The 25,574-nt window shown below is 38.1% G+C and carries 21 protein-coding genes and 1 tRNA gene; 10 read left to right on the top strand and 12 right to left on the bottom strand.

Features of this window, described 5'->3' with window-relative positions:
* Positions 1–269: 269 nt before the first annotated feature.
* Positions 270–2,807 (top strand): TonB-dependent siderophore receptor, encoded by a 2,538-nt coding sequence (locus KO505_RS04430; RefSeq protein WP_252731639.1) that lies wholly within the window; start codon positions 270–272, stop codon positions 2,805–2,807.
* A 78-nt stretch (positions 2,808–2,885) separates the two neighbouring features.
* On the opposite strand, the gene KO505_RS04425 is transcribed toward KO505_RS04430, so the two are convergent.
* From KO505_RS04425 to KO505_RS04410, 4 genes are all read right to left on the bottom strand, one after another.
* Positions 2,886–4,562, bottom strand: a complete 1,677-nt coding sequence (locus KO505_RS04425) for a Zn-dependent hydrolase (protein ID WP_216054235.1) — start codon at positions 4,560–4,562, stop codon at positions 2,886–2,888.
* An 89-nt stretch (positions 4,563–4,651) separates the two neighbouring features.
* Positions 4,652–5,374, bottom strand: coding sequence for a UDP-2,3-diacylglucosamine diphosphatase (locus KO505_RS04420; RefSeq protein ID WP_216054234.1), 723 nt, complete (start codon positions 5,372–5,374; stop codon positions 4,652–4,654).
* A gap of 116 nt (positions 5,375–5,490) precedes the next feature.
* On the bottom strand, positions 5,491–5,985 hold the full coding sequence (locus KO505_RS04415) for a peptidylprolyl isomerase (RefSeq protein WP_216054233.1): 495 nt from the start codon (positions 5,983–5,985) through the stop codon (positions 5,491–5,493).
* Positions 5,986–6,111: 126 nt separating this feature from the next.
* Positions 6,112–6,774 (bottom strand): SDR family oxidoreductase, encoded by a 663-nt coding sequence (locus tag KO505_RS04410; RefSeq protein ID WP_216054232.1) that lies wholly within the window; start codon positions 6,772–6,774, stop codon positions 6,112–6,114.
* Positions 6,775–6,975: 201 nt separating this feature from the next.
* On the opposite strand from KO505_RS04410, the gene ylqF reads away from it, so the two are divergent.
* Positions 6,976–7,908: a ribosome biogenesis GTPase YlqF gene (gene ylqF / locus KO505_RS04405; RefSeq protein ID WP_216054231.1), complete on the top strand. Its 933-nt coding sequence runs from the start codon at positions 6,976–6,978 to the stop codon at positions 7,906–7,908.
* 59 nt (positions 7,909–7,967) lie between these two features.
* Positions 7,968–8,390 (top strand): thioesterase family protein, encoded by a 423-nt coding sequence (locus KO505_RS04400; protein WP_216054230.1) that lies wholly within the window; start codon positions 7,968–7,970, stop codon positions 8,388–8,390.
* A 120-nt stretch (positions 8,391–8,510) separates the two neighbouring features.
* Here KO505_RS04400 and KO505_RS04395 read toward each other — a convergent pair whose 3' ends face one another.
* The 6 genes from KO505_RS04395 to KO505_RS04370 all read right to left on the bottom strand — a co-directional run bounded on the left by KO505_RS04395 (position 8,511) and on the right by KO505_RS04370 (position 15,797).
* Entirely contained in the window at positions 8,511–9,392 is an 882-nt protein-coding gene (locus KO505_RS04395; RefSeq protein ID WP_216054229.1) for a chemotaxis protein, read from the bottom strand.
* A 105-nt stretch (positions 9,393–9,497) separates the two neighbouring features.
* Positions 9,498–10,313: a hypothetical protein gene (locus KO505_RS04390; RefSeq protein ID WP_216054228.1), complete on the bottom strand. Its 816-nt coding sequence runs from the start codon at positions 10,311–10,313 to the stop codon at positions 9,498–9,500.
* A gap of 205 nt (positions 10,314–10,518) precedes the next feature.
* Positions 10,519–11,517, bottom strand: a complete 999-nt coding sequence (gene cydB, locus KO505_RS04385; protein ID WP_216054227.1) for a cytochrome d ubiquinol oxidase subunit II — start codon at positions 11,515–11,517, stop codon at positions 10,519–10,521.
* Positions 11,510–12,874, bottom strand: a complete 1,365-nt coding sequence (locus KO505_RS04380) for a cytochrome ubiquinol oxidase subunit I (protein ID WP_216054226.1) — start codon at positions 12,872–12,874, stop codon at positions 11,510–11,512. The genes cydB and KO505_RS04380 overlap by 8 nt, the downstream gene beginning before the upstream one ends.
* 42 nt (positions 12,875–12,916) lie before the next feature.
* Positions 12,917–13,468, bottom strand: coding sequence for a GbsR/MarR family transcriptional regulator (locus KO505_RS04375; protein ID WP_216054225.1), 552 nt, complete (start codon positions 13,466–13,468; stop codon positions 12,917–12,919).
* 202 nt (positions 13,469–13,670) lie between these two features.
* A complete protein-coding gene (locus KO505_RS04370) occupies positions 13,671–15,797 on the bottom strand; it encodes a TonB-dependent siderophore receptor (protein ID WP_216054224.1) in 2,127 nt (708 codons plus the stop codon).
* A gap of 220 nt (positions 15,798–16,017) precedes the next feature.
* On the opposite strand from KO505_RS04370, the gene KO505_RS04365 reads away from it, so the two are divergent.
* Positions 16,018–16,845 (top strand): DHHA1 domain-containing protein, encoded by an 828-nt coding sequence (locus KO505_RS04365; protein WP_216054223.1) that lies wholly within the window; start codon positions 16,018–16,020, stop codon positions 16,843–16,845.
* 104 nt (positions 16,846–16,949) lie between these two features.
* Here the strand turns inward: KO505_RS04365 and KO505_RS04360 are convergent, their stop codons facing one another.
* Positions 16,950–18,746 (bottom strand): acyl-CoA dehydrogenase C-terminal domain-containing protein, encoded by a 1,797-nt coding sequence (locus KO505_RS04360; protein ID WP_216054222.1) that lies wholly within the window; start codon positions 18,744–18,746, stop codon positions 16,950–16,952.
* A gap of 419 nt (positions 18,747–19,165) precedes the next feature.
* Between KO505_RS04360 and KO505_RS04355 the strand changes: the two genes are divergently transcribed.
* The 4 genes from KO505_RS04355 (at position 19,166) to KO505_RS04340 (ending at position 23,361) form a co-directional block, all read left to right on the top strand.
* Positions 19,166–19,918, top strand: a complete 753-nt coding sequence (locus KO505_RS04355) for an electron transfer flavoprotein subunit beta/FixA family protein (RefSeq protein WP_216054221.1) — start codon at positions 19,166–19,168, stop codon at positions 19,916–19,918.
* Positions 19,915–20,841 (top strand): electron transfer flavoprotein subunit alpha/FixB family protein, encoded by a 927-nt coding sequence (locus tag KO505_RS04350; protein WP_216054220.1) that lies wholly within the window; start codon positions 19,915–19,917, stop codon positions 20,839–20,841. The genes KO505_RS04355 and KO505_RS04350 overlap by 4 nt, the downstream gene beginning before the upstream one ends.
* A 652-nt stretch (positions 20,842–21,493) precedes the next feature.
* Positions 21,494–22,564 (top strand): SMP-30/gluconolactonase/LRE family protein, encoded by a 1,071-nt coding sequence (locus tag KO505_RS04345; protein WP_216054219.1) that lies wholly within the window; start codon positions 21,494–21,496, stop codon positions 22,562–22,564.
* 164 nt (positions 22,565–22,728) lie between these two features.
* Positions 22,729–23,361 (top strand): FecR domain-containing protein, encoded by a 633-nt coding sequence (locus tag KO505_RS04340; protein WP_216054218.1) that lies wholly within the window; start codon positions 22,729–22,731, stop codon positions 23,359–23,361.
* Positions 23,362–23,448: 87 nt separating this feature from the next.
* Here the strand turns inward: KO505_RS04340 and KO505_RS04335 are convergent, their stop codons facing one another.
* A complete protein-coding gene (locus KO505_RS04335; protein ID WP_216054217.1) occupies positions 23,449–24,519 on the bottom strand; it encodes a cysteine synthase A in 1,071 nt (356 codons plus the stop codon).
* A gap of 299 nt (positions 24,520–24,818) precedes the next feature.
* On the opposite strand from KO505_RS04335, the gene KO505_RS04330 reads away from it, so the two are divergent.
* Together KO505_RS04330 and rimP are read left to right on the top strand one after the other, a co-directional pair.
* Positions 24,819–24,895 (top strand) — tRNA-Met (locus KO505_RS04330).
* Between the two features lie 214 nt (positions 24,896–25,109).
* Complete coding sequence (gene rimP, locus KO505_RS04325; RefSeq protein WP_216054216.1) at positions 25,110–25,568, top strand: ribosome maturation factor RimP; 459 nt, start codon at positions 25,110–25,112, stop codon at positions 25,566–25,568.
* Positions 25,569–25,574 lie beyond the last annotated feature (6 nt).

Here is a 25,574-nt window from a genome sequence, read left to right as displayed (position 1 = left end):
ACTCAGCTCAAAAAGCCAAACTCGGCAATAGGGCAGACTCGTAGTCTGTCTTTGAAAACATTAAATCCATCCCATGTTTTTCATGATTTGGTATAAAATTTACACAAATCATGCATTTTTTACTCAAAGTAACAATTCCTGCACGTTTTTAGTTGTAATTCTCACGATCACTAGTACTTTATTAATTAGCTTAATGTGAAGTTCACTATTAGGCACCAAATAATAATTATAAAAATCAAAAAAATACCAACATGAATATGGGAATAAATATGTTTAAACTATCACCACTATCAAAAATGGTTAAACTGTCATTAGTGTCAGGTTTAGCTTTAACTGCTGCGTCAACTTCTGCTTTTGCTGAAGAAGGCGATAAAGTAGAAAACGTAGAGCGTATTGCAGTTGTCGGTTCGCGCGCAGCACCTCGTTCAGTAAATGACTCTCCAGTCCCTATCGATATCATTGGCGGTGACGAGTTGGGTCGTAATGGCGCAACTGACATGTTAGATATGTTAGCGTCAACCGTTCCATCTTTTAACGTGCGTGCCCAACCAATCAGTGATGCTGCTACGTTAATTCGTCCAGTGAACCTACGTGGCTTACCGTCTGATAGCACCTTACTATTATTAAATGGTAAACGTCGTCATCGTGCATCTGTTATCGCATTCCAAGGGGGCGGTGTAAACGATGGTGCTCAAGGTCCAGATATTTCAGTTATTCCAAGCGTAGCACTACAACAAGTTGAAGTGCTTCGTGACGGTGCTGCTGCTCAATACGGTTCAGACGCGATTGCTGGCGTAATGAACTTTGTATTAAAAGACGATTCAGAAGGTGGTTCAATCTCAGTTAAAACGGGTGAGTACTACGAAGGTGACGGTGCGGCTACCATTATTGACGGTAACATTGGTTTACCATTAACTGAAAATGGTTTCATCAATGCAAGTTTCCAATTAAAAAATGCAGATGCAACGAGCCGAAGTGTTCAGCGTCCTGATGCGGCTGCAATTAAAGCGGCTGGTAATACGTCGATTGAAGATCCAGCACAAATTTGGGGTAACCCAGAGATCAAAGATGATTACACTATCTTCGTAAACTCAGGTATTGATTTAGATGAAAATACCAAAGTATATGCATTTGGTAATGTATCGTCACGTGATGTAACTGGTGGTTTTTATTACCGTAACCCACATAATCGTGGCAATGTATTCTCGGTTGATGGTGGTGAAACATTATTAGTTGGTGCCGTAAATGGCGACCAATCAAGCTGTGCTACTGTACCTGCTAATGTAGGTAACGTGTTAAGTACGCCAGAATATGCAGCTATGCTTGCCGATCCAAACTGTTTCTCTATGAACCAACTTAAGCCTGGCGGTTATACTCCATTGTTTGGTGGTTCAATTGAAGATATGTCTTTTGCCGCTGGTGTAAAAGGTGAAATGTCAGGTTGGATGTATGATGTTTCTGCGGTTATGGGTAACAATAAAGCGACCTTTAATCTGAAAAATTCATTAAACCCTTCATTAGGTTTAGCGTCTCCGACTGATTTTGAAACTGGTGCTTATGAGCAGTCAGAAACAACAGTTGGCTTAGACTTAGTCAAAGCTATTGATTTTGGTATGGCTAACTTAGTTAATGTTGCAACGGGTCTAGAATGGCGTGAAGAGTCATTTGAAATTACGGCAGGTGAAGAGTCATCTTGGGTTGCAGGACCTTATGCGGATCAAGGATTTAACATCGGTTCTCATGGATTTAAAGGCTTTGGTCCTGAATCTGCGGGTAAAAATAGCCGTAATAATATTGCTGCTTACCTAGATTTAGAAACGTTTGTAAATGATAACTTCCTTCTTGGTACCGCTTTACGTTACGAAGACTTCTCTACTTTTGGTAGCACGTTAGATTATAAAGTAACGGCACAATATCAATTAAATGAAGAATTTTCTGTTCGTGGTTCACATAGCACAGGTTTCCGAGCTCCTACAGTTGGACAAGCTAATGTGGTTAACACTCAAACATCAATTGTTGGCGGTGACTTAATTCAGACGTTTATCGCTCCACCTACAAACCCACTAGCCGCATTTTATGGTGGTAAAGAGTTAACGCCTGAAGAATCAACAAGTTTTGCCTTTGGTGGTGTTTACGATAATGACGGTTTGTTAATCACAGTTGACTATTACACAATTGAAGTAACTGGACGTTTAGCTCAATCAAGCCAAATATCGGTTGAAGCAGAAGACTATACAGCTCTAGAAGCCGCAGGTGTACAAAACCCTGAATTAATCTCAGCGGTAACTTACTATTCAAATGACTTTGATACAACAACACAAGGTATCGATTTAGTAGCCAACTATGAAACTGAATTCATGGGCGCAGACACTATGGTGAGCTTAGCGTATAACTGGACTGATACTAATGTAGATAAGTTTAATCCTGCTACGACAAACGAAGGTAAAGTACGTCGTTTAGAAGATGGTATTCCTGCTCACCGTGCAACATTAACGTTCGCGCCAAGCTGGGATAAAGTGAACTTAACGGTTCGTGGTAACTTCTATGGCGAATACTATGCTACGCATGCGGATGATACATCTGAATGGGGTTCTGAGGTTGCTGGCGCTGCTATGACGTTAGATGCTGAAGTTAGCTACTCTGTAACTGATTCGTTAATATTGTCTGTTGGTGCTAATAACTTATTTGACCAAGAAGCTGAGAAGTTAAAAGATTCTTATGCGGAACTTGGTGGTGTTTATTATGAAAGTGGTCCATTTGATTACAACGGTGGTTACTACTACATGAAGGCTCAATATAAATTCTAATTTAGAGTTTATTCAACAAGCATAAAAAAGGCTCCGTAAGGAGCCTTTATTTTTTCTCAGTATGTAAAAAGTAGAAAGTTACAAACCTAATACTTCTTTACCTTGTTCAAACACAATATCAACTGGAATGTTTGCCGTGGTTAATCGTTCTAAGTCGGCTTTTAATTGTGGTTTAATGACGCCTTTGTCAGCGACTAACTTAGCGACGGCTTGATAATCCCCGTTACCTTGATGGGTTAAGATTAAGTTAGATAATCCATTCATTGCTTCACGCATCTTAGCCATATCAACACTATATAAACCCTGTTCATTTCGTTTAAAAGCATTGTTTTCTGCAAAGTAATTAAACCGGATCATGTTGGCTTTACCATGAGCGCTTGATGCGCCAAAACGCACTGAACGGAAGATGCCCGCTAAGAAGGTTGTGTAATAATCTTCTAGTTTACCTTCTGTGATCACGCCTTGTTCAAACAACTGAGTAACCATGTAAAGTCCAAGAATATCGGCTTTACCTTCTTCTAAAGCCGATGCATGTTCTTTTAACGATTGACGAACGGTGCCTTTATCGTTAATGGTATTTTTAATCCCTAAACCGTGAGCGACTTCGTGGAACATAGTATTATTAAAAAATGCATTAAAAGTAATATTTGCACGTTGTTCTGGCACAATTAACAAGTCGGCAATTGGTAATAATATTTTGTCAAACTTAGCTTGCATGGCATTTTTAAGTTGTAAACGACGTGTTCCTTTTTTTAATTGCACTTCTTCATCATTTGGTAGGTTAATCGCAATGGTTTTTGAGCCTGCATTAGAATGACCAGCGTAATACACAACGTCATAGGCATTTAATTCTGCATTAGACCCCGGCATTTCGGCTTTGTATTTAGCATCAACAGGTAAACCTTTTTGTAACGCTGGCAGAGTCGCTGCGTATTTAACTAGCTTCTCGCTCCATGCCATATCTTTGATTAACACATAGGCTTCAAATGCGGCACGGTAGCCGTATAACATGTCTTCGTAGTTTTCAATTGGGCCATAAACTAACTCAATTGGATTCGACTTCATGTCCATCCAAGCAAAATCAGATGGTTGATAATTATCGGTTAATAGGGCGTCCGCACGCAATGTTAAGTAATTAGCAAACTCTTTGTTTTTAGCCAATTTAGCAGCTTCAAGTAATAACTCAGAGGCTTTAGTTAACTCTTCTAGATAATAAACAGAATAAGGTATTGAATATAACTGTCCTTTATCATTACGTTCAATGACCGAATACAACCCAGTTTTATCTATAATGTCAGCGGCTTCAAACTCTTCTTTGGTCATATCTTCTGGGTAAAATTGTGCCCCTAACGACTTTTCAGTTTGACCGACTAAAAATGGTTCATCTCCTTTTAATCTGTCCCAAGGTCCGTAGTTTACATCGGCGTAAATACGTGTCTTTTCATCAGAAATACCCGCTAAAAACTCAGCTTTATTTTTGCCATAAGCTTGTTGCCAGAATAACGCATCCATTATTTTTGATGCATCAATTAACAAAAACACCATTTTCTTTTGGTTTGCCGATAAATGTGATAAATCAGCGGTTAATGTTACCGGTGTGTATATATCAAGACGAGATTGAAACTCTGGTTTTAACGTGTTTGGCGATACCTTAGCGGCTTCTTGCTGGGAGTTTGGTGTAGAATTTTGTCCGCATCCAGTAAGTGCTAAAGAAGCCACTAAACCTAGTGCTAGGGATAAAGTTGATAATTTCACAAATTGTCTCCTATGAATGTTTATAATTTTTATTTTGTATTTAAGGGATTTGATTGGGTGTTTAATAACACGCGTAGTTGAAATGTGATTTAATTTGTCGGTAATGGCAAGGACTTTAGTTCTGCGCCGTTATTAGATAATAGTAAAACCGAACCTTGGGTATACCAATCGCCGACAACTATGCGTTGTTTATGCTGATCAAGTTGGTGTATGTTTGGTCTGTGAGTATGCCCATGAATTAACCAATCACAGTTTGATGTTTGAACCACTCGTTGTACTTCGCGTTCTGCTACATCCATTATATCGTCGGATTTATCCATCTGACTCAATTTACTCATTGCTCGATATTCGGCCGCTTTATTTTTACGAAAAGATAAGGGCAAACACAACATCAGCGTTTTCCACCACCAAGTACGGCTTTTATTGCGGAATTTTTGATATTCCACATCGTCCAAGCACAGCTGATCGCCATGCATAAATAAGATGCTTTTATTAAAGTCGACAATCCTATGACTTTCACTTAACAAAGTCATGCCACAACGTTTTGCGTATTTTTTACCTAACAAGAAATCTCTATTACCGTGAATGAAATAAACAGGCGTGTGGGCTGAAAAATCTTTTATTGCTTGGGCAATTTTCAGTGTGAAAGAATTGATATCATCATCGCCAACCCAAGATTCGAACAAGTCACCAAGAATATATAAGGCTTTATGCTGGTTTGATTCTGCAATTAAAAAATCAAAAAAACATTGGCTAATGTCTGGACGTTCAGAGCTTAAATGTAAATCAGCGATGACTAAAATAGACGACATATTGTTTCTTAATTTCTGTGATTTAAAAAAATAAATAAGCTTATATAAAAAAGGGCATCACAACGATGCCCTATAAGTTGTTGTTACTCAACTTTTATGTAACAACCGAATAAGTGTTATTCAACAACAACCGCTTTTTCGATGATAACTTCTTCAGTTGGTACATCTTGGTGGTAACCAGAACGACCTGTTTCAACTGCAGAGATTTTATCTACAACGTCCATGCCTTCAACTACTTTTGCAAATACACAGTAGCCCCAACCATCAGGTGTTTCTGAACGGAAATTTAAGAAGGCATTGTCAGCACTGTTAATGAAGAATTGTGAAGAAGCTGAATGAGGCTCTTGTGTACGCGCCATCGCTAATGTACCACGGTCATTTTTAAGACCGTTGTTGGCTTCATTTTTAATAGATGCATTTCCGTCTTTTTCTTCCATGCCAGGTAACATGCCGCCACCTTGAACCATGAAACCAGGAATAACGCGGTGAAAGATAACGCCGTCATAAAAGCCAGAAGTTACATAGTTTAAAAAGTTTTCTACTGTTTTTGGTGCTTCTTCAGCGAATAGTTCTATTTTGATGTCGCCAAAGTTTGTTGTTAAAACAACCATAATATTTCCTAATAATTAGATTTTAATTTTGTGCCGGATTGTACCCAATAACCCATTTGATTTATAGGGTTGTACAGTAATAAACACGACCGTTTTTTATATAATTGATATTATTAAATTAAGGGATTACCAAGGCAGCTCTTCGCCATTGGAATGCCAAAAGCCACCGCTTGTTGATAAGTCCAATTGTTCAATGCGTTCAATTAAACCTGCTGCAGATTGTTCTGTTGTGATCAAACCACTAAATTCAACCATACGCGTTTGTACCCAGCCCGGGTGTAATTGCGCAACAGCAATGCCTTTAGTTTTTAAATCTTCTGCTAGGGATTTACCAATTGCATTTAAAGCTGCTTTAGACGCGCGATACCCATATCGACCACCAGAGTCATTGTCTGCGATAGAGCCCATTCTACTCGTGATGTTTGCAATTTTACTGCCCACCACCATGTTTGGAATTAATGCTTCCGTGACTTGTAATGGCGATAATGCATTGATTTCAAACTGTTCACGTAATGAGTCGTAATCAATTTTTCCAAGCACTTCGTCTTTTAATAAACCTGCATTGTTGATCAATAAATCGACTTGTTGATCGCCAATGACTTTTTTAATCTGTTGGATATCTTCAGGGTTAGTGACATCAATTCCTGAAATAACCATGCTGGCAATAGCCTCTATCTCTTCAGATTCAGAACGGCAAATTGCAATAATATCCCAACCTTTGGCTGCAAGTTGTTGGCTTAACGCCAGACCAATACCACGGTTAGCGCCGGTAATAACTGCTGTTTTCATAATTCATTTCCATTATTTTACTTGGTTATTATTGTGGTGGTAGGTGGGCTGCTTTTCAATGTTCGGCAACAATTATGACTAATATTTATAAGTAAAAGTTAAAACAATCAATTAGTCGTTTATGAAGTGAGATAAACACGGTAAAATCACGGCAATTAACTTAAGTTCGAAATCATTTCGGATAAATAGAACGGAGATAAAATGGCAATTAACTGGTTTCCGGGCCATATGCACAAAGCTCGTAAAGAAATTGCAGAGATCATGCCTCAGGTAGACGTGATCATAGAAATACTTGATGCCAGAATTCCATTTTCTAGTGAAAATCCTTTAGTTCCAGAACTTAGAGGTGATACTCCGGTACTTAAAATCTTAAATAAAAGTGACTTGGCTGATCCAATTCAAACCCAACGATGGTTAGAACATTTACAGCAAGAACGTGGTATCACGGCAATTGCTGTCACATCACAAGATACAAAACAAATTAAAGATTTATTAAATGTCATCTCAGAAATGGTGCCACATCGAGTTAGCCAAGATAAACAATTGCGTGCGCTGATTTGTGGTATTCCAAATGTAGGTAAGTCCACCACTATTAATATTTTGGCGGACCGTATTATTGCGAAAACGGGTAACGAAGCGGGTGTGACTAAAGCCCAACAGCGTATTCGTTTAGACAACAATATTGTATTGCATGATACGCCCGGATTTTTATGGCCTAAATTAGAGCCAGAAGACTGCGGGTATAGGTTAGCTATCACAGGCGGCATTAAAGATACCGTTACTGAAAAAGAAGACATAGCCTATTACGCCATTGAATATTTGATGGAACATTACCCAGAACTATTAATTGAACGTTACCAATTAAAAGACATGCCAGCTACTCCAATAGAGGTGATGGATGCGATAGCCGTTAATCGTGCATGTGTACGTAAAGGCGGTATTGCTGACTTATATAAAGTGTCTGAGATCATATTAAATGATTACCGCTCAGGTACGCTAGGTGCCATTACTTTGGAAACGGTTGAGCAAGGCATAGAGGCGAAAGCCATTGGTAAAATTCAAGAAGCGGAACGTTTAGCAAAGAAACAAGCGTTTGAAGATAATAAGAAAAAGAAAAAACGTCGTAATAAATAAAAGTATTATCAAGGCATATTCATGCCAAATTCGGTATTGAACATTAAGATAGGAATAAAATGAGTCACACATCTCAAATCAAAGTTCGCGGTTTTCATTTAGATATTTATCAGCATGTGAACAATGCGCGATATTTAGAGTTTTTAGAAGAAGCTCGTTGGGAGTATTTAGAAGAAAGTGGCGATATTGAGTTTTTCCAATCTTTAGGTTTGGCTTGGGTCATTGTGAATATCAATATTAATTATAGAGCGTCTGCCACGATGGGACATACTTTAAACATTGAAACTTCTTTGTCTAAAGTGGGGGGTAAAAGCGCTGTGTTTAATCAAAAGATCACAATTGCAGGCACTGACGTTGCGGTAGCCGATGCGGACATTACATTTGTCGTGTTGGATCAGAAAACAGGCAAAGCAGTACCAATTGAAGGCGCTTTGTTAGAACGAATGCAGTCGCATTTGAACGCGACTGGTGAAGAAATATAATTTTGTTTTGGAATTAAAACTCCAGAGCTAGTTAATAAATTACCACTAATTCACTAGGTATTATTGATGATGTCACAGGTGCAGCAGCTTTTTATTCTTTAATGGAAAAAAGATTAAGAACTATTTCTTACTCGCTCCCCGTAACATGGCATTGACAAGTTCTTGTGCTTCAAATTTTGTTAATGCCACGTCAGCGCCCACTTCGGTTGCCCGGGTGACACTCATACTGCTGGAAAGAGAGCTGTGAAGAATTATGTAGGTGTTGGCTAAAAAGCTAGTATCTCGAACTTCAAATGCAAGCTCGTATCCATCTAACCCCGGCATTTCTATATCACTGACTAGGATATCAATTGGGTTGTCTTCGGCCGCACAAGCTTTCATAACGGCTAATGCATCATTGCCATTGTTACAAACTTTAAACGGTACATCGATATTTGTTAGCGCGTTTTCTAACTGTTTACGTGCGGTTGCGGAGTCATCAACGAGTAAAATATGTGAATTTTGCAATAACCCTTTTTGAACGCCTGTAATTTCAATTGCGGTATCGGCGTCATCAGGAAGAATTTGTGCGAGCAGTAATTCAATATCTAGTAACTGAATTAGCGTGTCTTCATAGCGTGTAATACCTGTAATGTATGTTTTATGGCCTAATTGTTGAGGCGGAGGCTCAATACTTTTCCAATTACATTCAATAATACGTTCTACTTTTCTTATTAAAAAACCAACCGTTATACGGCTACAATCAGTAATTAAAATAACCGCAGAGTCTCTATCGGCTTCTAAGATGGGAGGGTAACCAACGGCAGCGGCCATGTCGATAACCGCAATGGATTTGCCTCTAATGTGTACGGCCCCAAGTACATTAGGGTTTGATTTAGGTATTTGAGTAAGCGCTTGATAAGGAACAATTTCTTGTATCTTCAAAGTACCTAATGCAAAATTTTGCAATTGAGTTAATTTAAAAAGCAATAACCCTTGTGACTGGCTAGATTTGGACTGCATATTTAAACCTTTCCTCTGAAAATTAACTTTTTATAAATAGTTAAAATGATAACGGAATTTTATAGGATAAGTCAGTAATTGCCCATAATTGATATGCTCCAAAAATTATAACTTACAGGTTAAATCCTTCCTCTCAAATTCATTATTATCAGCCAAAATAGTTAATTTCTTTTCGCCATTTGAATCAGACTGTCCAAAAGTAGATGATTGTTTTCTGCTATAAGATTGCCCTGTATTAACCAGTCTACTGCCCAAGAGTTGATATTGATTGGTAATTGTTTGCGCGAGTTTTATGCTAAAAAAAACATAAGCACTGCCACTACCTGTGAAGGTCAATTCGCTTTCAATGGGGATATTGTTGCTGTTGACGAGCAAGCGGAACTGCCCTTTAAAGTCGTCAACATGATCTCGGGTTTCTTGGTCTGTGATGATGCTTTCCAATGGCATATCAAACATAAGTTCAGTGGCTTGTGTATCTTGAAACTGAACTTGTTTTTCCGTCTTAAATTTAGCTTTATTAATAAAACGTAATAATGATGGGGCTGCAGACATCATCTCTAATAAATCAGAACTTTCTACGCGGTACATGGCATTTAACGTAGGCGTGTCGGCGTTTTCATCTTGTTCTTTGAGTGTTTCTTCTAGTGCGACTTTATCGAGTATTTCTTTGTTATACGCTACCTGTAAGCCTTTTTCGTTGTAACTTGCAGATAATGTGATAAACCCTTTTTTGGTTTTTAAATCAGACTGCTTACCACGGTTTTGTGTGTATTTGGAGGTGTACTCAACAGCTAATGCGCCATCATCATGTAAGTTAGTTAATACATTTTTTAAGTCAGATAATGTATCGGCTCTAACGGAAAAAGTAACTGATGCCAATAATGAGGAAAGTAAGGTAAGTCGAATAGAATTTAAGATCATAACGAATGTAGTTTCAGTTCAATTAAAACATCAGCATTCGTTAGCGAGGGATAAAAGTCAATTATAACTTTAGGTCTGTTGTTATTATTTATCTGTCATTTTATTTACGTCATGTCACCTCAATCATTTATGCTGAGGTGACATGATTATTACTTTTAACTGATATACCCCATTTAAGGTTTAGGGGGAATAAAAGTTGATGACATTAATAATACCGTAACTCTTGTACCTTACCCCAGAAAACTCGATATGAATAAGCGGTATACATTAAGATCGTTGGGACCACGACGATTGCGCCATATAACAAGAAGTTAAGGGATTCTGGCGCAGCCACGGCCTGCCAAATAGTTAATTGATTTGGCACTATATAAGGGAAGAAACTAAAACCTAATCCAGCAAAGCTTAATGTGAATATTAAAATGCAAAGGAAAAAGGGTAAACCTGCGCCGTGTTCTGGATTGTTTTGTAAACGCCTTAATAAAACAAAAGCCAATGCAAATAAGGCAGCACATACAATAGGTATAGGCATCAAAAATAGGATGTTAGGGAAAGTAAACCATTTTACATAAATGTCGGGATTAAATAGTAAGTTGGTAGCGGATACCGCAGCAATGCCTATAAATGCGATGATAAGTGTGCGTTGCGCCACCTTTATCGATTTAAGCTGTAATTCCCCTTCGGTTTTCATAACCAACCACGTTGCCCCAATAAAGCAGTAAGCCGAGCTAACTCCAATAGCACTAAGGGTTGCGAATAAATAACCTGTTATTGATGTATCAAATCCGTTTACGTACATACCCAACATATAACCTTGTGTTAATGAAGCAATTAACGAACCTAACTTAAATATTTTGTTCCATGTTGGTTGATGGCTAAATGACGCTTTAGCTCTAAAATCAAAGGCAACACCACGCAGAATAAGGCCAATTAACATAAAGGTTGCTGGCAAATAAAGGGCTTTAAGCGTGAAACTGTGCGCAGCTGGGAAGGCAATTAATAACAATCCAACCGCTAACACTAACCAAGTTTCGTTGGCATCCCAGAAAGGCCCTATGGATGCCACCATGATATCAGCGTGTTCACTATTATCAGTTGGTATTAACATTCCAACGCCGAGATCATAACCATCTAATATGGCATACATTAATACCGATAATCCCATTAACCCAACGAAGATCACCGCCAGTGTGTTTTGATCAAACATGGTTATTCTCCAATGTGTTTAGTGTTGATTTGTTCATTTCATTGTCGCTTATTTCTTCGATTTCAACCGCTCTACGAGCCATCACAAAAATGGTGTGTAAATACGCATACAATAGACCGATATACACAATGGAATATAAGGCCAAAGATATTGCGACATTTGATGATGCGATGTCGGTAGCCGCTTGTTTCACGGTTAATATGTCGGTAACGAGGTAAGGTTGTCGGCCAATTTCAGTAACGTACCAACCGGCTAAAGTGGCAACCCAACCAGAGAAACTTAAAGCTACGAGTACTTTTAACATCCATGGAGGCAGTTCATTTCTGTTGTATAAAGTGAGACGAGCAACCCAAGCGGTTAGTAACATGAACAACCCCAAACCAACCATAATTCTGAATGAATAAAAAACTGGTTTAACTGGCGGGTGTTTGCCTACAAATTCATTAAGCCCTTTAATTTCACCATTCATATCATGAGTTAGTATTAAACTAGCCATGTAGGGCACACCAATTTCAAAATGATTACTGCGGGTCTCTTCATCTGGAATGGCAAATAATAACAGTGGAGCACCTTGTTCTGTTTCCCAGACTCCTTCCATGGCCGCAATTTTTTGTGGTTGATGTTCTAAAGTATTTAACCCATGTAAATCACCGACAAAAGCTTGTAGCGGGGTAAGTAACATAGCGGCGGTTAACGCTACTTTTAACGTTAATTTAGGCGCTCGTTTGTTGTCTCCACGTAATAATCGATATGCACTGATGCCCGCAATTAAAAATGAAGCGGTGATTGCTGATGCAATTAGCATATGGAAAAAACGATAAGGGAAGGACGGGTTAAAGATGATGGCAAACCAGTCAACAGGAAAGGCAACACCATCTCTCATTTCATAACCGGTAGGTGTGTGCATCCATGAATTTAACGACAGTATCCAAAAGGCAGAAAGGGTTGTACCTAAAGCAACAATCGCGGTAGCTAGTGTATGTATCTTAGGAGGGACGCGTTTGATGCCAAATAACATGATACCCAAAAAAGTCGCTTCTAAGAAAAAGGCCGTTAATACTTCGTAACCTAGTAATGGCCCCGCGATATTCCCTACTGTTTCCATAAAACCTGGCCAGTTAGTGCCAAATTGGAACGACATGGTAATGCCACTCACAACACCTAATGCAAAAGTTAAAGCAAAAATTTTGACCCAAAATCGATAGGCTCGCATCCAAATTGGATCACCTGTTTGATCAAAACGAATTTTAAAAAACAGTAAAAACCAACATAGGGCAATGGTGATGGTTGGAAATAAAATATGAAAACTGATATTAGTGGCAAATTGGATCCGAGATAACATCAAAGTGTCTAACATTTGGGCCTCGTACTGCGAGTTAATTAATAGGGAATTCGATAATTAATTGTTACCAGATTTCAGAAATTTATCTTTCATGTCTAATACTTTGCCAACGCCGGCACCTAGCTTCATTAAGGTTTTTAATTTATCTGGACTCATGTTTTGTAATTCACTTGCCCACATCGTTACAGATTCAAGCAAGTCGTGAATTTCATGCATTTTCTCTTGGGCGTAAATTTCTTGTTGATTGGCGGGTTGGTCCAAAATACTTGAGCGTAATAAAGATAATGTTGGGTCCATTTCTCGTTTACGGCGTTCTTCAAACACACGAGTCGCTAAATCCCATATACTGCCAGCCGGCGCATAATAGTCTTTTCTATCACCTTGAATATGTTGCACTTGGATTAAACGCCAAGACTGTAACTCTTTAATTCCCATGCTGACATTGCCACGGGAAATATTTAAAGATTCGGCTAAATCATTTGCACTGACTGGATGTTCGCTAACAATGATCAATCCGATCATTTGTCCAACGGTACGGTTAAAGCCCCAACGACTACCCATTTCGCCACAATGCATTACAAACGTTTCTAACTTTGGACTTAATAACATATCGACTCTTCTGAAGTTTCAGTAATTTCTGAAACTTTAAAACTTAAATTGACCTAGATCAAGTTTTATCTTAAATATTTACTCTATTTATTACGGATGAAATTTAACTTGGAACTAGGTATATACAATTTTTAGGCAGGTATTAAAAAGGCTAGATAAACTAGCCTTAGATAAGTGATATTTGTTTGTTTAAGTTAAGTTATTAAAACTCAATTTGAATACCGATGGATGGAATTGGTGATTCTGGGAATTGATACTCAGGCTCTTTTTCAGAATAATCTTCGTTATATTCATAACCGGATAAGCTTTGTTTGCCGTATGCATTGAGGATTTCGAAATACACATTTGTGTCTTTTCCCCACCACTGAGTTTTGTAATCTAAACGTATATCTAAGCGGTGAAAATCATCTAAGCGCTGTGAATTAATAGCCCCTTCATTAGGATCGTAAAATATAGGAGGTTGGCTGCTATCTGGCATATTATCAACTAAAGGGTAGATTGGTGTTGCGCCATTTATCGGGGTGTATAAAGATCCACTTTGAAAACGCCAGCGACCACCTAGTTGCCATCTATCGTTAAATTCATAATTACTGACTATGTTGATAATCCAAGGTTTATCAAACTCATAATTGAGTTTTTCACCAGTCAGTTGATTGGTTCGTTCTGTTTTACTGTACGCAATGCTTAACCAACCATACCAGTTATTAGAAATCGCTTTATTTAACAAAAATTCAACACCGTAAGCGGTACCCGCCCCCGCATTTAAATAATTATCAGCCTGCGCTAAATCGTTGCTAACAGATGCATCAGTCAAGGCAGTAACTTGATTAGCTGGATTACTTACAATCAGATCTTCCATATCTTTGTAGTATGTTTCGATACGCCATGCCCAGTCAGAATAACCTTCGTATTCAACGCCAATGACATAGTGTTGTGATTTAACCTGTTTTAAATTCAAACTACCAAATGTTTCTGATAGGTACTTATACTGTCTGAACCATTGGTGGTGTTGACCATAGGAGAACTTAAATAGGTACTCGTCAAGTGCTTGCCATTTAAGCATGACTCTTGGTTCCGCAATGGTTTCGTCATTAAAGTCATTGTTATTAACTGCACCACCTACACGTAACATGACAGTGTCGGTTAAATCTAAATCATAGTCGGCAAATACATTGATAAAATTAATATCAATCTCAGCGTCTTCAGAAACGGTGGGGGAATAATAAGATGGAGCACAGACTTCAAATTCATTATTACAAGGAGAGCTTTTGCCTTTAACTTGATAATCAATGTTTTGCTGTCTTAGCTCAAAACCGGAGTTTAACGTGCCTTCACCAACAAGTTGAGTATTGATTGCTTTGAACATAGTGTCGGTAGTAATCGCGTCGAGCTCAATGATTTGTCCAACAAAAAAGTCTGAGTTACGTACCAGTCTGTTTAAATAGACTTGAGTTTGACCGTAGTCAGATTCGTTTGTCCAAACAATGCTTTGGTTGTCGTAATAGGTTTCAAATCCAATACCACCCGTTAATTCTGGGTTTTGTTTTACTTCCGTTGAGTCATCCGAAAACAACAGGCCTACATCATCATTTGCGCCAGTTGCTTGCACAACAATTTTATTATTGTCATCTAAATAATTAATGTATTTAAATTGATAATCATTGTTAATTGGCGCTTGAGTAAATTCAAAGTCTTCCTCGTCGAGTAATGCATCCAAATATATATGGATTAAACTTTGTCTAGCTGCCAAATAAAAGGCCGAGGTGTCAGTTAGTTTTGACTCAACTAAAATGCCTGCACGTAAAAAACTAAAATCAGCAACACCATTAAATTCAGTAATTTCAGGGTCTCGTAAAGTGGTATCGATAACACCGCCAATTGAGTCTGAAAAACTAGACTCCCAAGCACCGGTTTTTAACTCAAAGCTTTTAATTAGATTAGGATGAAAGCTGCTATAGCTATCATTATGAAAAACATAACCAACAGGCACCCCGTCGGTTTGATAATACATGTCGTTTGGTGAGCTGCCACGTACTGCTGGCGCAAATCCGTTAGCTAATACAACGCCAGGTAAACTTTCAATTGCTCTAATTGGGTCATTGCCAGCACCTGGCACTTTTAAAATCTTTTCTGAACTTAGCTCCAGTCCAGAGTCTCGACTGCCAATAACCCGAATTCGTTCAGGTGGGCGAGTGGCTTGAGGAATTGCAGGTAAAGCAGAATCTTTAGATGTTGTTATTTTATCTTCAGCATCTTCTGGTGTAGTTACGCTTGCGAGTAATGGCAATGAGCATAAAGTCAAAAATGTGGATAACGTTAATTTTCTCAAAACAGATCCTAATAAATTTACAATATTGAAAGCAAATACGATTGTATAGTTATGTTATACGTTAAAGATGACAAAGTGGATCTTATTGAATTATAAAAATAATTATTTTTAATTTAACAAGATAACAAATAATTAGGGTTTTATCTGGCTGTTGCCGAGGTTTTACTTCAGAATTGCAGCCTTGATCTTGAAATCGTTAGTTTTGTATATAGGAATATTAATGTCTCACTTGTGTATTTATCATAAAAGTTGTCCAGACGGGTTTGGTGCAGCATTGGCTGTAAATGTATTTTTGCAACGAGAGCACAGTGAGGATGAACATGAATGGTTACCGGCTCGCCATGATGACGATGCCCCTGATGTAACGGGAAAACATGTTTACATTGTTGACTTTGCATACTCTAGAGAAACGTTAATCAAGATGCACGAACAAGCAGCTTCGTTAATTGTTATCGACCATCACAAAACCGCACAAGCCGCATTGGAAGGTTTGGATTTTTGCCAATTTGACATGAGTAAAAGTGGCGCATATTTAGCGTGGGAATATTTTAATAAAGACTTACCTGTACCTAAGTTAATTGCTTATATTCAAGACCGTGATATTTGGCAATGGAAATTACCGGATAGCAAAGAGTTTTCAGCGGGTTTGCAGTTGATTGAAATGAGTTTCGAAACTTGGGGGGAGTTGTTAACGGATGAAGCTGTTTTGCCAATTATAGAGCAGGGTAGAACGATCTTAGCTTATCAACAAATGGAAATTAAACGTGCAATGAAGAAAACGCCAGAGATGATCACCTTATGTGGTTATCTAGTTCCTTGTGTTAATACCACCACACTTATTAGTGATCTGGGTAATGAGTTATGTCAAGGTCATCCGTTTGCGGCTATGTATTTTGAAACAGAAAATAAACGTATTTACTCTTTACGTTCAGCCGAGGACGGTATTGATGTTTCTGCAATTGCCAATAAATTTGGAGGAGGCGGCCACTTTCATGCTGCTGGCTTTTCAATAGAAAAACCGCCAATTACCTTCCCTAAGGTTGATTAACCGTTATCGCTTTTCGTTTTGTATAACGAGTTTATTAACAGGATAAATAAGGCCGCGTAATATACTTTAATACGCGGCCTTATTATTTATTCTATGTCTGTTATTTAAAAAACAAAATGCTCTGAATCTATAGCCATCATGCTATCAGCGCCGGCGTTGATACAGGCAACATGACCTTTAGCTCTTGGTAATATTCGGTCAAAATAAAACTGACCAGTTTGTATCTTAGCTAAATAGAAGTCTTTTTCTTTTGTCCCTTCATCCAGTTTTTGTTGTGCACATGCCACCATCTTCACCCAATAATAAGCTAAGGTTATGTAACCTGAGTACATTAGATAATCAACCGATGCGGCGCCAACTTCATCTGGATTAGTTGCTGCTTTTTGACCAATGTCCATCGTGGAGGTTTGCCATTCTTGCAGGTAACCGCCTAATGTTTGGCAATAGTTCGTTAATGCAGGATTTGTCGCATTAGTTTGGCAAAAGCTAACAACTTCAGAGGCAAACCCTTTTAATAACTCTCCTTTAGAACCTAAAACTTTACGGCCTAATAAATCGAGTGCTTGAATGCCAGTGGTCCCTTCATAAATACAACTGATTTTGGTGTCACGTAATAATTGTTCCATGCCCCATTCTTTAATAAAGCCATGCCCACCAAACACTTGAATACCGTGACTAGTAGATTCTAGACCGGTTTCAGTTAAAAAGGCTTTAGCTATAGGTGTTAAGAAGGCAAGTTTTGCTTCAGCTTGTGCTTTTTGTTCTTCATCATTACTTGCGTGAGTTATGTCGACAAGTTGGGCTAAATCCGAGGTTAAAGCACGTCCCCCTTCGGCAAAGGCTTTTTGAGTTAACAGCATACGCCTTACATCTGGATGCACTATGATTGGATCTGCAGGTCCGTTAGGATTTTTTACACCAGACATAGAACGCATTTGTAATCTGTCTTTAGCATAGGCTAATGCTCCTTGGAATGAAGCTTCAGATGCAGCAACGCCTTCGTTGGCTACGCCTAAACGAGCGGCATTCATAAAGGTGAACATACAATTTAAACCACGATTGATCTCGCCGATTAAATAACCTTTTGCATTATCAAAATTGATCACACAAGTGGCGTTAGCATTGATCCCCATTTTATGCTCAATAGAACCACAATTAACGCCATTCCGATCTTCAATATCGCCATTGTCTGAGATATTAAATTTAGGAACTGCAAATAGCGAAATTCCTCGAGTACCCTCCGGAGACCCTGGAATTCTGGCGATAACGATATGAACGATATTGTCAGAAAGGTCATGTTCACCTGCGGAGATGAATATTTTGCTGCCGTTTAAGCGATAAGAGCCATCATCGTTTAATTCGGCCTTTGTGCGTAACATGCCCAAATCAGTACCACAATGCGCTTCGGTTAAACACATAGTTCCAGTCCAGCTGCCTTCAACTAACTTAGGTAAAAACATTTGTTTTTGGATGTCAGTACCGTGTGCCATCAAGGTGGCTATTGCACCATGACTTAAGCCTGGGTACATGGCAAAGCTATGATTGGCCGCAGACATCATTTCACCCATTACGGTATTAATGGAATGTGGTAAGTTTTGTCCACCAAATTCTTCAGGCAATGATAGAGTCGGCCAGCCGCCGTCAACATACTGTTGATATGCCTGTTTAAAACCATCTGGTGTTGTTACGACACCATCTGTCCAAGTACAACCTTGTTGATCACCTATTTGGTTTAATGGTGCGATGACTTGTTCGGTAAATTTACCAGCTTCAGAGAGGATTGCATCGACCATATCTAGGCTAGCATCTTCGTATCCAAGGGTCGTGTAGTGCGTTTCACAGTCTAATAATTCTTGCATGACAAATTTATAATCGCGAAGCGGGGCTTTATATTCAGGCATTTTTATTTTCTCATTCTGTTGATATCTTGCTGGTCAGACTAGCAGTAAATTGGATGTAATTACAAAGAAATACGGCAGAATTAATTGGAGGGATCACTGCGATTGATGTGGAGGTAATTTAATCAATGTAAAGTATATTTACCATTTAGCGAAATATTCAACTTGCTAATAAACATATCGACTATTGAATAGAGTTATTTAAAATCCATTTAAGTTGATAATATGTTGGTAAATTAATGACAAAGCAGACTATTTTGCCTATATAACACAGTCAGCTATTAAACAATTATGATTTTTGTCATTAAGTGTTAAGAATAAAAATAATTTAAACAACCGTTTGAATTATGTGAAAAATAAAGTAAATTGTTCTGCATTCTGAATACAACAGATATAAAAATTAAAAAAAGTGAGTGATTTTAATGAAAGTATTAGTCCCAATAAAACGCGTTATTGACTACAACGTCAAAGTACGTGTTAAAGCCGATAATTCTGATGTTGACTTAACCAATACAAAAATGGCGATTAACCCTTTTTGTGAAATAGCAGTTGAAGAAGCGGTTCGCCTTAAAGAAGCTGGAACTGCAACAGAAATCATCGTTGTATCTGTTGGTGATAAAACCTGTCAGGAACAATTAAGAACGGCATTAGCACTAGGTGCAGACCGCGCTATTCAAATTGAAACTGACGAATCATTAGATGCTCTTAACATTGCTAAATTGTTACAGAAAATAGTTGAAGAAGAACAACCTCAACTTGTTATTTTAGGTAAACAATCAATAGATAGTGACAATAATCAAACCGGTCAAATGTTAGCTGCACTAACAGGTATGGCACAAGGCACGTTTGCCTCTGAAGTGGTTGTTGAAGGCGACAAAGTTAATGTGACTCGAGAAGTCGATGGTGGTTTGCAAACGGTTGCGTTAACTCTTCCTGCTATTGTGACAACAGACTTACGTTTAAATGAGCCTCGTTATGCATCATTACCTAATATCATGAAAGCAAAACGTAAACCGTTAGACGTTAAACCTGCTGCAGATTTTGGCATTAACTTAACGGCTCGTACTTCGTTACTAAAAGTGACTCCGCCAGCAGAACGTCAAGCTGGTATCATGGTTGGTTCTATTGATGAATTAGTAGAGAAATTAAAGACTGAAGCGAAGGTGATCTCATGAGCATTTTAGTTTACGCAGAACACGATAATAAAAACTTAAAAACAGAAACGAATAAAACCGTTACAGCCGCATTAAAAATTGGCGGTGATGTCCATGTTTTAGTTGCAGGTACAAATTGTCAATCAGTTGCTGAGCAAGCTGCAAAAATTACAGGTGTGAATAAAGTTTTAGTTGCAGATAATGCGGCTTATGAACATCAACTTGCAGAAAATGTAAGTGCGTTAGTATTAGAAATCGCAGCTGACTATGACACTATTATGGCAACAGCGTTAACAACAGGTAAAAACTTTATGCCTCGAGTTGCTGCTTTGTTAGATGTTGCGCAAATTTCTGACATTATTGATGTTGAAAGTGCAGACACATTTGTCCGTCCAATTTATGCCGGTAATGCGATTGCAACGGTTAAAAGCTTAGATACTAAAAAAGTACTTACCGTACGTGCGACAGCATTTGATGCAGCGGGTTCAGATAACAGTGCTGAAATTGTTACGCTTTCAAATGTAACCGATGCAGGAATTTCTAGTCATGTAAAAGATGAATTAACGGTATCAGCTCGACCTGATCTAGGGGCGGCAAGTATTGTTATCTCTGGTGGCCGCGGCATGCAAAATGGCGACAACTTCAAATTATTAGATGGCATTGCTGATAAATTAGGTGCTGCTATTGGTGCATCAAGAGCAGCAGTTGATGCTGGTTTTGTTCCAAATGATATGCAAGTGGGCCAAACAGGTAAAATCGTTGCTCCAGACTTGTACATTGCTGTTGGTATCTCAGGTGCTATCCAGCATTTAGCAGGGATGAAAGATTCTAAAGTGATCGTTGCTATTAATAAAGATCCTGAAGCGCCAATTTTCCAAGTTGCCGATTATGGGTTGGAAGCAGATTTATTTGACGCTTTACCAGAATTAGAAGCTAAATTATAAAGCGATTTTTAATTTAGTAGAGAAAAGGCTGTTTTTTAACAGCCTTTTTTATTTTTAAAATCAGTAGGTTGAATATTGATCAAGTAGTGAATTAAAAAGTAATCAATGTTTTTGGCATGAGTAATGCTTTGATTAAAGTGTATTAATAAGTTGTTTTCGGATGAAATATTAATACGGACTAAGGGGTAGTCATAATTAACCGAAGCCGATAATTATATTTTAGGAACCTACTTAAGCTGCTGTTGTGCAAGCTCAACTTGTATTGAGAAGCCTGATGTAACTAAACCGGTTCCCACACTGAACACAAGGCGTTCAGGTGTATTATGTTTTAACTTTAGTCTAAAAATTAACATCCAGAATGAGAACCCGATTCTAGTCCTGAGCCGATATAACACGTAAGGAATGTGACTTAATATTTGTTGTGTAGACCCCCAAGCACTGTTAATGGTGTAAAAAAGGGTAACCTGAAAATAGTAACAACACTCCACAATACCCTCATAGGGTTCAGGTTCTAAGTTAAAGGCATTCTGGATATTTTTTTATTTAACAAATACACTTTTTGCATATCAGCAATTATTCCAGTTACCCTCTATTTTTTATTTCATAATCCTATACTGTATTTGTATTACTATTTTTAGAAACAATAAAATAAATGAAATCTATAAAGGTAGTTGCAGTCTTAACCGTCACATTTTTTATCTTATTCGTTTTACTGTGGTTTAATTCTTCAATTCACCCCATTATTTGGCAACCAACAGAAAACCCAAAGTTATCAGGTGTTTTTTCCAAAAATACTAAATTAGATAAAAGTCAGCTTATTTTACAAAACTTAGGCTCAGGTCCAGAAGATATTGTTTTATCGGAAAATGGACGTTTTTATACAGGTTTTGCTGATGGCCGAATTATTAGCTTTATCATTGATCAAAACAAACATTCTGATGTACATCTCCTTACTAATACGGGTGGGCGACCACTCGGTATGAAGTTTACTAACACTGGTGAGTTAATTGTGGCTGATGCGGTTAAAGGTCTGTTATCCATTTCAATGGCAGGTGAGATCTCTGTGTTAGTAAATATGGTGGATGGTATAAAAATGAAATTCGTCGACCATTTAGATATAGCGGAAGATGGCACAATTTGGTTTTCCGATGCGTCTCAGCGATTTGAACATTCCCAAGTTGAGTATGATTTTATAGAGGGGAGTGCGACAGGTCGTTTATTAAGTTATTCACCTGATACAGGCGAGACCAAAGTGCATATATCAGATCTGTTTTTCGCTAATGGCGTCGCGTTAGGACCCAAAGACGAGTATGTACTGATCAATGAAACGGGCAAGGCTCAAATACATAGATTGTGGTTAAAAGGAGACCAAAAAGGAAAGCGAGATATCTTTTTAAAGGATTTACCAGCTATGCCCGACAATATAACATTTAATGGAAAGGATACATTCTGGATCCCCTTGATCCATTTAAGAGAACCCTTATTAGAGCAAATGGCTTATTACCCATTCATACGAAAATTAATCGGGGGTTTTCCTTCTCATTGGATACAACCAATTAATCAATATGGCTTTGTTATTGGAGTAAATTTAAATGGGGAGGTGATAACTAACCTGCAAAGCCCAACAACCCTCTATAGCATCACTAGTGTAATTGAATATAAAGGCTCATTAATCTTAGGCAGTTTAGATATGCCAAATGCGGCTATTTTTAATTTGGATTGACCTCCAATACATAATTGCGGTTTATTAAATGAATAGTACATGTCTTGATTAAAATAAATGTACTTTGAGCTTGTCTGGTCGGATCTACTTCCACTATCTTTTTATTGTGTTTAGTTCATAAATAGATAGTATCAACTTTCAAATTTGCGTTAATTGGTATGTGTATGAAAATAAAAATAAGAAACATAATGGCGTTATTTACGTTAACAATGGCAATTTCAGCTCAAGCTACAACGAAAGAAACCGTTGCCACCGTTTTAGCAAAAAAAGGTGATGTAAGTATTATTAGTGCGGATAACATTGTCGCAGCTAAGCGTAAATCAACATTAGCCGAACTTGATAAAATAGCCACAGCAAAAGATGCGAAAGCGTCGGTGAAGTTTAATGATGGCACCATTACCACCTTAGGAAGTAACTCTGAGATGTTAATCAAGGGTTATAAGTGGAGTGAAGATGATAAAACACCATCTGCAGAGTTTGAATTAGTTAAAGGTGTATTTCGTACCGTTACAGGTCTTGTAACAAAAGTGTCAAACCCTAGTTTTACCGTTAAAACGCCTATGGGAAGTATTGGTATTCGAGGCACTGATTTTTGGGGTGGGTACTTAGAAGAAGATGCTGTTGATGTTTTGTTTGTTGGTGGTGAACATGAAATTGTAGTCAGCAATGAATTTGGTACTACGGTTTTAACAACCCCAGGTCAGGGCACAACTATTAAAGCCGGCCAAGCGCCAACGGCAGCTAAGGTATGGCCGCAAAAGAAAGTAGACAGAGCGGTAAAAACCATAACGTTTTAACACATTCAGAATCTAACAGAAAAAAGGCCAGTGAAATCAATGTGACTTCACTGGCCTTATTATTTATAGCCAATTGAGTATTTATGCTTACTGACCAAAATGTACGGTTTTTAATAAATCATCATTGTCTTGATATTTAGTGATGAGCTGTTGGATATTTTGCTGCTCAACATTAATGTCTTTTGATTGTAAAAACTCTGAGTTATATAACTTCGATTTCGATCGTTCGCCTAAGTCACAAGCTATGGTTACAATTGTTTGTTTTTTACCGCCGTTAAGAGGCCCAAATTTTAATGCGCTATAAAGCGCTGCTGTGACGTTTAGGGCACTTGAACTTCCTAACACTAACGCGTCTTGTTGGCGTACATAGTTAGCAACAGTGACAATATCTTTGTCAGGCAAATTAATAGCATAATCAATTTTAGCTTGTTTAAAATTCTCAACCAAACGCATAATACCGATGCCTTCCGTAAATGAACCACCTTCTGTAGCTATGTATTTGCCCTGGGTTAAATAATTTAAAATGCCTGAACCATCGGGATCGACAGCAACGGTTTTGATATTACTGTTTTGTGATTTAAGGTATTTCGATATACCACCTAACGTACCACCAGTTCCAGCAACAGATACAAAGACATCTATTTCTTTATCAGTTTGTTGATAAATTTCTGGCCCAGTATGTTCAAAATGAGCTTTGGCATTACTTAAGTTCTCAAATTGATTTGCCCACCAGTATTTTGGGTTTTGTTCTGCCATTTGACGAGCTGTATGGTAAAAGTGAGCTTGATTTGAAAAAGGAACGGCATCGACAAGATGTAATTTTGCACCATGCAACTCAATCATTTCTTCTTTTTCTTTGGTTTGGCCTTTAGGCATTACAACATCAAGGTCGTAACCAAGCGATTTTGCAACAATAGCTAAGCCAATGCCTGTATTTCCAGCTGTACCTTCAACAATTGACATCCCCGGTGTTAATTCACCCGATTCAATGGCGTCTTTCACCATTTGCAGTGCTGCCCTGTCTTTAACGGAACCACCAGGGTTTAAAAATTCACACTTAACATAGATATCACAACCGGTTAATTTGCTTAAACTTTGAATTTTAAGTAGTGGCGTTTTGCCTATTAATTCAGATAAATTACTTGAACTGCGATGCATATATTTGTGCCTATATTCAATTTTATATGTTCTGGATGAGATTTTAACTTAACTGCTTACATTCTGCAGCCAAAGTGTAGGGGCAAGTTGGCTTTATTTAAACAAATTGATCAGCTATTTAGCAAACTAACAACTATATTTTGCAAATAGACGGCTATTAACTTGAATCTATTCATATAGCCAGTATAATGCCCCGCAATAACGCTGGGTTAATAACTTTGTAGTAAATATCAAAGTGAGTGATTCAGCTGCTAGTCTTTGGAATTAGACTTTAAAAAGTTAGCCAAGTAATTTACGGACGCGGGATGGAGCAGTCTGGTAGCTCGTCGGGCTCATAACCCGAAGGTCGTTGGTTCAAATCCAGCTCCCGCAACCAATTTAGTAAGAATTGGATTTTTAATTAAGAAGTTATGAGCTTAATTAATGCGTAAATTATAAAGGTAGTTGTTCGCCTCGTACATTCGGGGCGTTTTAGGTTTTTAACCTGCTACTTTGACAGTTTGTATTGTGAGTTCAATATAAGTTGAGCTCATGGAACTGGGGCTTATAGCCCTTTTTTTGTACTTGTTTTTAGCAATAGGAGAGGTAATTTGACCAATCTAGAACTGCGTTTAACCGAAATGTTAACTCCTGCAGTAAGTGCCTTAGGTTTTGACTTATTAGGCATTGAATTTGTGCGTGCAGGTAGTCACTCTACTTTACGTATATTTATAGACCATGAAAATGGGATAACTGTGGACAATTGTGCAGACGTTAGCCGTCAAGCCAGTGCAATTTTAGATGTGGAAGATCCTATTACGAATGAGTACAGCTTAGAAGTCTCATCTCCGGGTGTTGATCGCCCATTGTTTACACTTGCACATTTTGCTGCAGTCGTAGGCGAAGAGGTAAGTGTTAAACTAAACGTACCACAAGATGGACGTAGAAATTTCAAAGGCACATTGGTTTCAATCGAAGACGATATGATAAATGTTGAAGTTGATAATCAAGTGTTTTCTTTATTAATTGATAATGTCTCGAAAGCAAATTTAATTGCTAAATTTGGCTGATCATAC

The sequence above is a fragment of the Psychrosphaera sp. F3M07 genome (assembly GCF_018860345.1).
Classification (GTDB): domain Bacteria; phylum Pseudomonadota; class Gammaproteobacteria; order Enterobacterales; family Alteromonadaceae; genus Psychrosphaera; species Psychrosphaera aquimarina.
The sequence above is the reverse complement of the archived record's forward strand: the minus strand, read 5'-3'. Positions and strand labels throughout refer to the sequence as shown.

Excerpts from the sequence above, each read along its gene's own strand:
- KO505_RS04365 (WP_216054223.1), top strand. The coding sequence starts at position 16,018 with ATGTCTCACTTGTGTATTTATCATAAAAGTTGTCCAGACGGGTTTGGT.
- KO505_RS04400 (WP_216054230.1), top strand. The coding sequence starts at position 7,968 with ATGAGTCACACATCTCAAATCAAAGTTCGCGGTTTTCATTTAGATATT.
- KO505_RS04360 (WP_216054222.1), bottom strand. The coding sequence starts at position 18,746 with ATGCCTGAATATAAAGCCCCGCTTCGCGATTATAAATTTGTCATGCAA.
- KO505_RS04395 (WP_216054229.1), bottom strand. The coding sequence starts at position 9,392 with ATGCAGTCCAAATCTAGCCAGTCACAAGGGTTATTGCTTTTTAAATTA.
- KO505_RS04410 (WP_216054232.1), bottom strand. The coding sequence starts at position 6,774 with ATGAAAACAGCAGTTATTACCGGCGCTAACCGTGGTATTGGTCTGGCG.
- KO505_RS04420 (WP_216054234.1), bottom strand. The coding sequence starts at position 5,374 with ATGTCGTCTATTTTAGTCATCGCTGATTTACATTTAAGCTCTGAACGT.
- KO505_RS04340 (WP_216054218.1), top strand. The coding sequence starts at position 22,729 with ATGAAAATAAAAATAAGAAACATAATGGCGTTATTTACGTTAACAATG.
- KO505_RS04380 (WP_216054226.1), bottom strand. The coding sequence starts at position 12,874 with ATGTTAGACACTTTGATGTTATCTCGGATCCAATTTGCCACTAATATC.
- KO505_RS04390 (WP_216054228.1), bottom strand. The coding sequence starts at position 10,313 with ATGATCTTAAATTCTATTCGACTTACCTTACTTTCCTCATTATTGGCA.
- ylqF (WP_216054231.1), top strand. The coding sequence starts at position 6,976 with ATGGCAATTAACTGGTTTCCGGGCCATATGCACAAAGCTCGTAAAGAA.
- cydB (WP_216054227.1), bottom strand. The coding sequence starts at position 11,517 with ATGTTTGATCAAAACACACTGGCGGTGATCTTCGTTGGGTTAATGGGA.
- KO505_RS04335 (WP_216054217.1), bottom strand. The coding sequence starts at position 24,519 with ATGCATCGCAGTTCAAGTAATTTATCTGAATTAATAGGCAAAACGCCA.
- KO505_RS04345 (WP_216054219.1), top strand. The coding sequence starts at position 21,494 with ATGAAATCTATAAAGGTAGTTGCAGTCTTAACCGTCACATTTTTTATC.
- KO505_RS04415 (WP_216054233.1), bottom strand. The coding sequence starts at position 5,985 with ATGGTTGTTTTAACAACAAACTTTGGCGACATCAAAATAGAACTATTC.
- KO505_RS04355 (WP_216054221.1), top strand. The coding sequence starts at position 19,166 with ATGAAAGTATTAGTCCCAATAAAACGCGTTATTGACTACAACGTCAAA.
- KO505_RS04350 (WP_216054220.1), top strand. The coding sequence starts at position 19,915 with ATGAGCATTTTAGTTTACGCAGAACACGATAATAAAAACTTAAAAACA.
- KO505_RS04375 (WP_216054225.1), bottom strand. The coding sequence starts at position 13,468 with ATGTTATTAAGTCCAAAGTTAGAAACGTTTGTAATGCATTGTGGCGAA.
- KO505_RS04430 (WP_252731639.1), top strand. The coding sequence starts at position 270 with ATGTTTAAACTATCACCACTATCAAAAATGGTTAAACTGTCATTAGTG.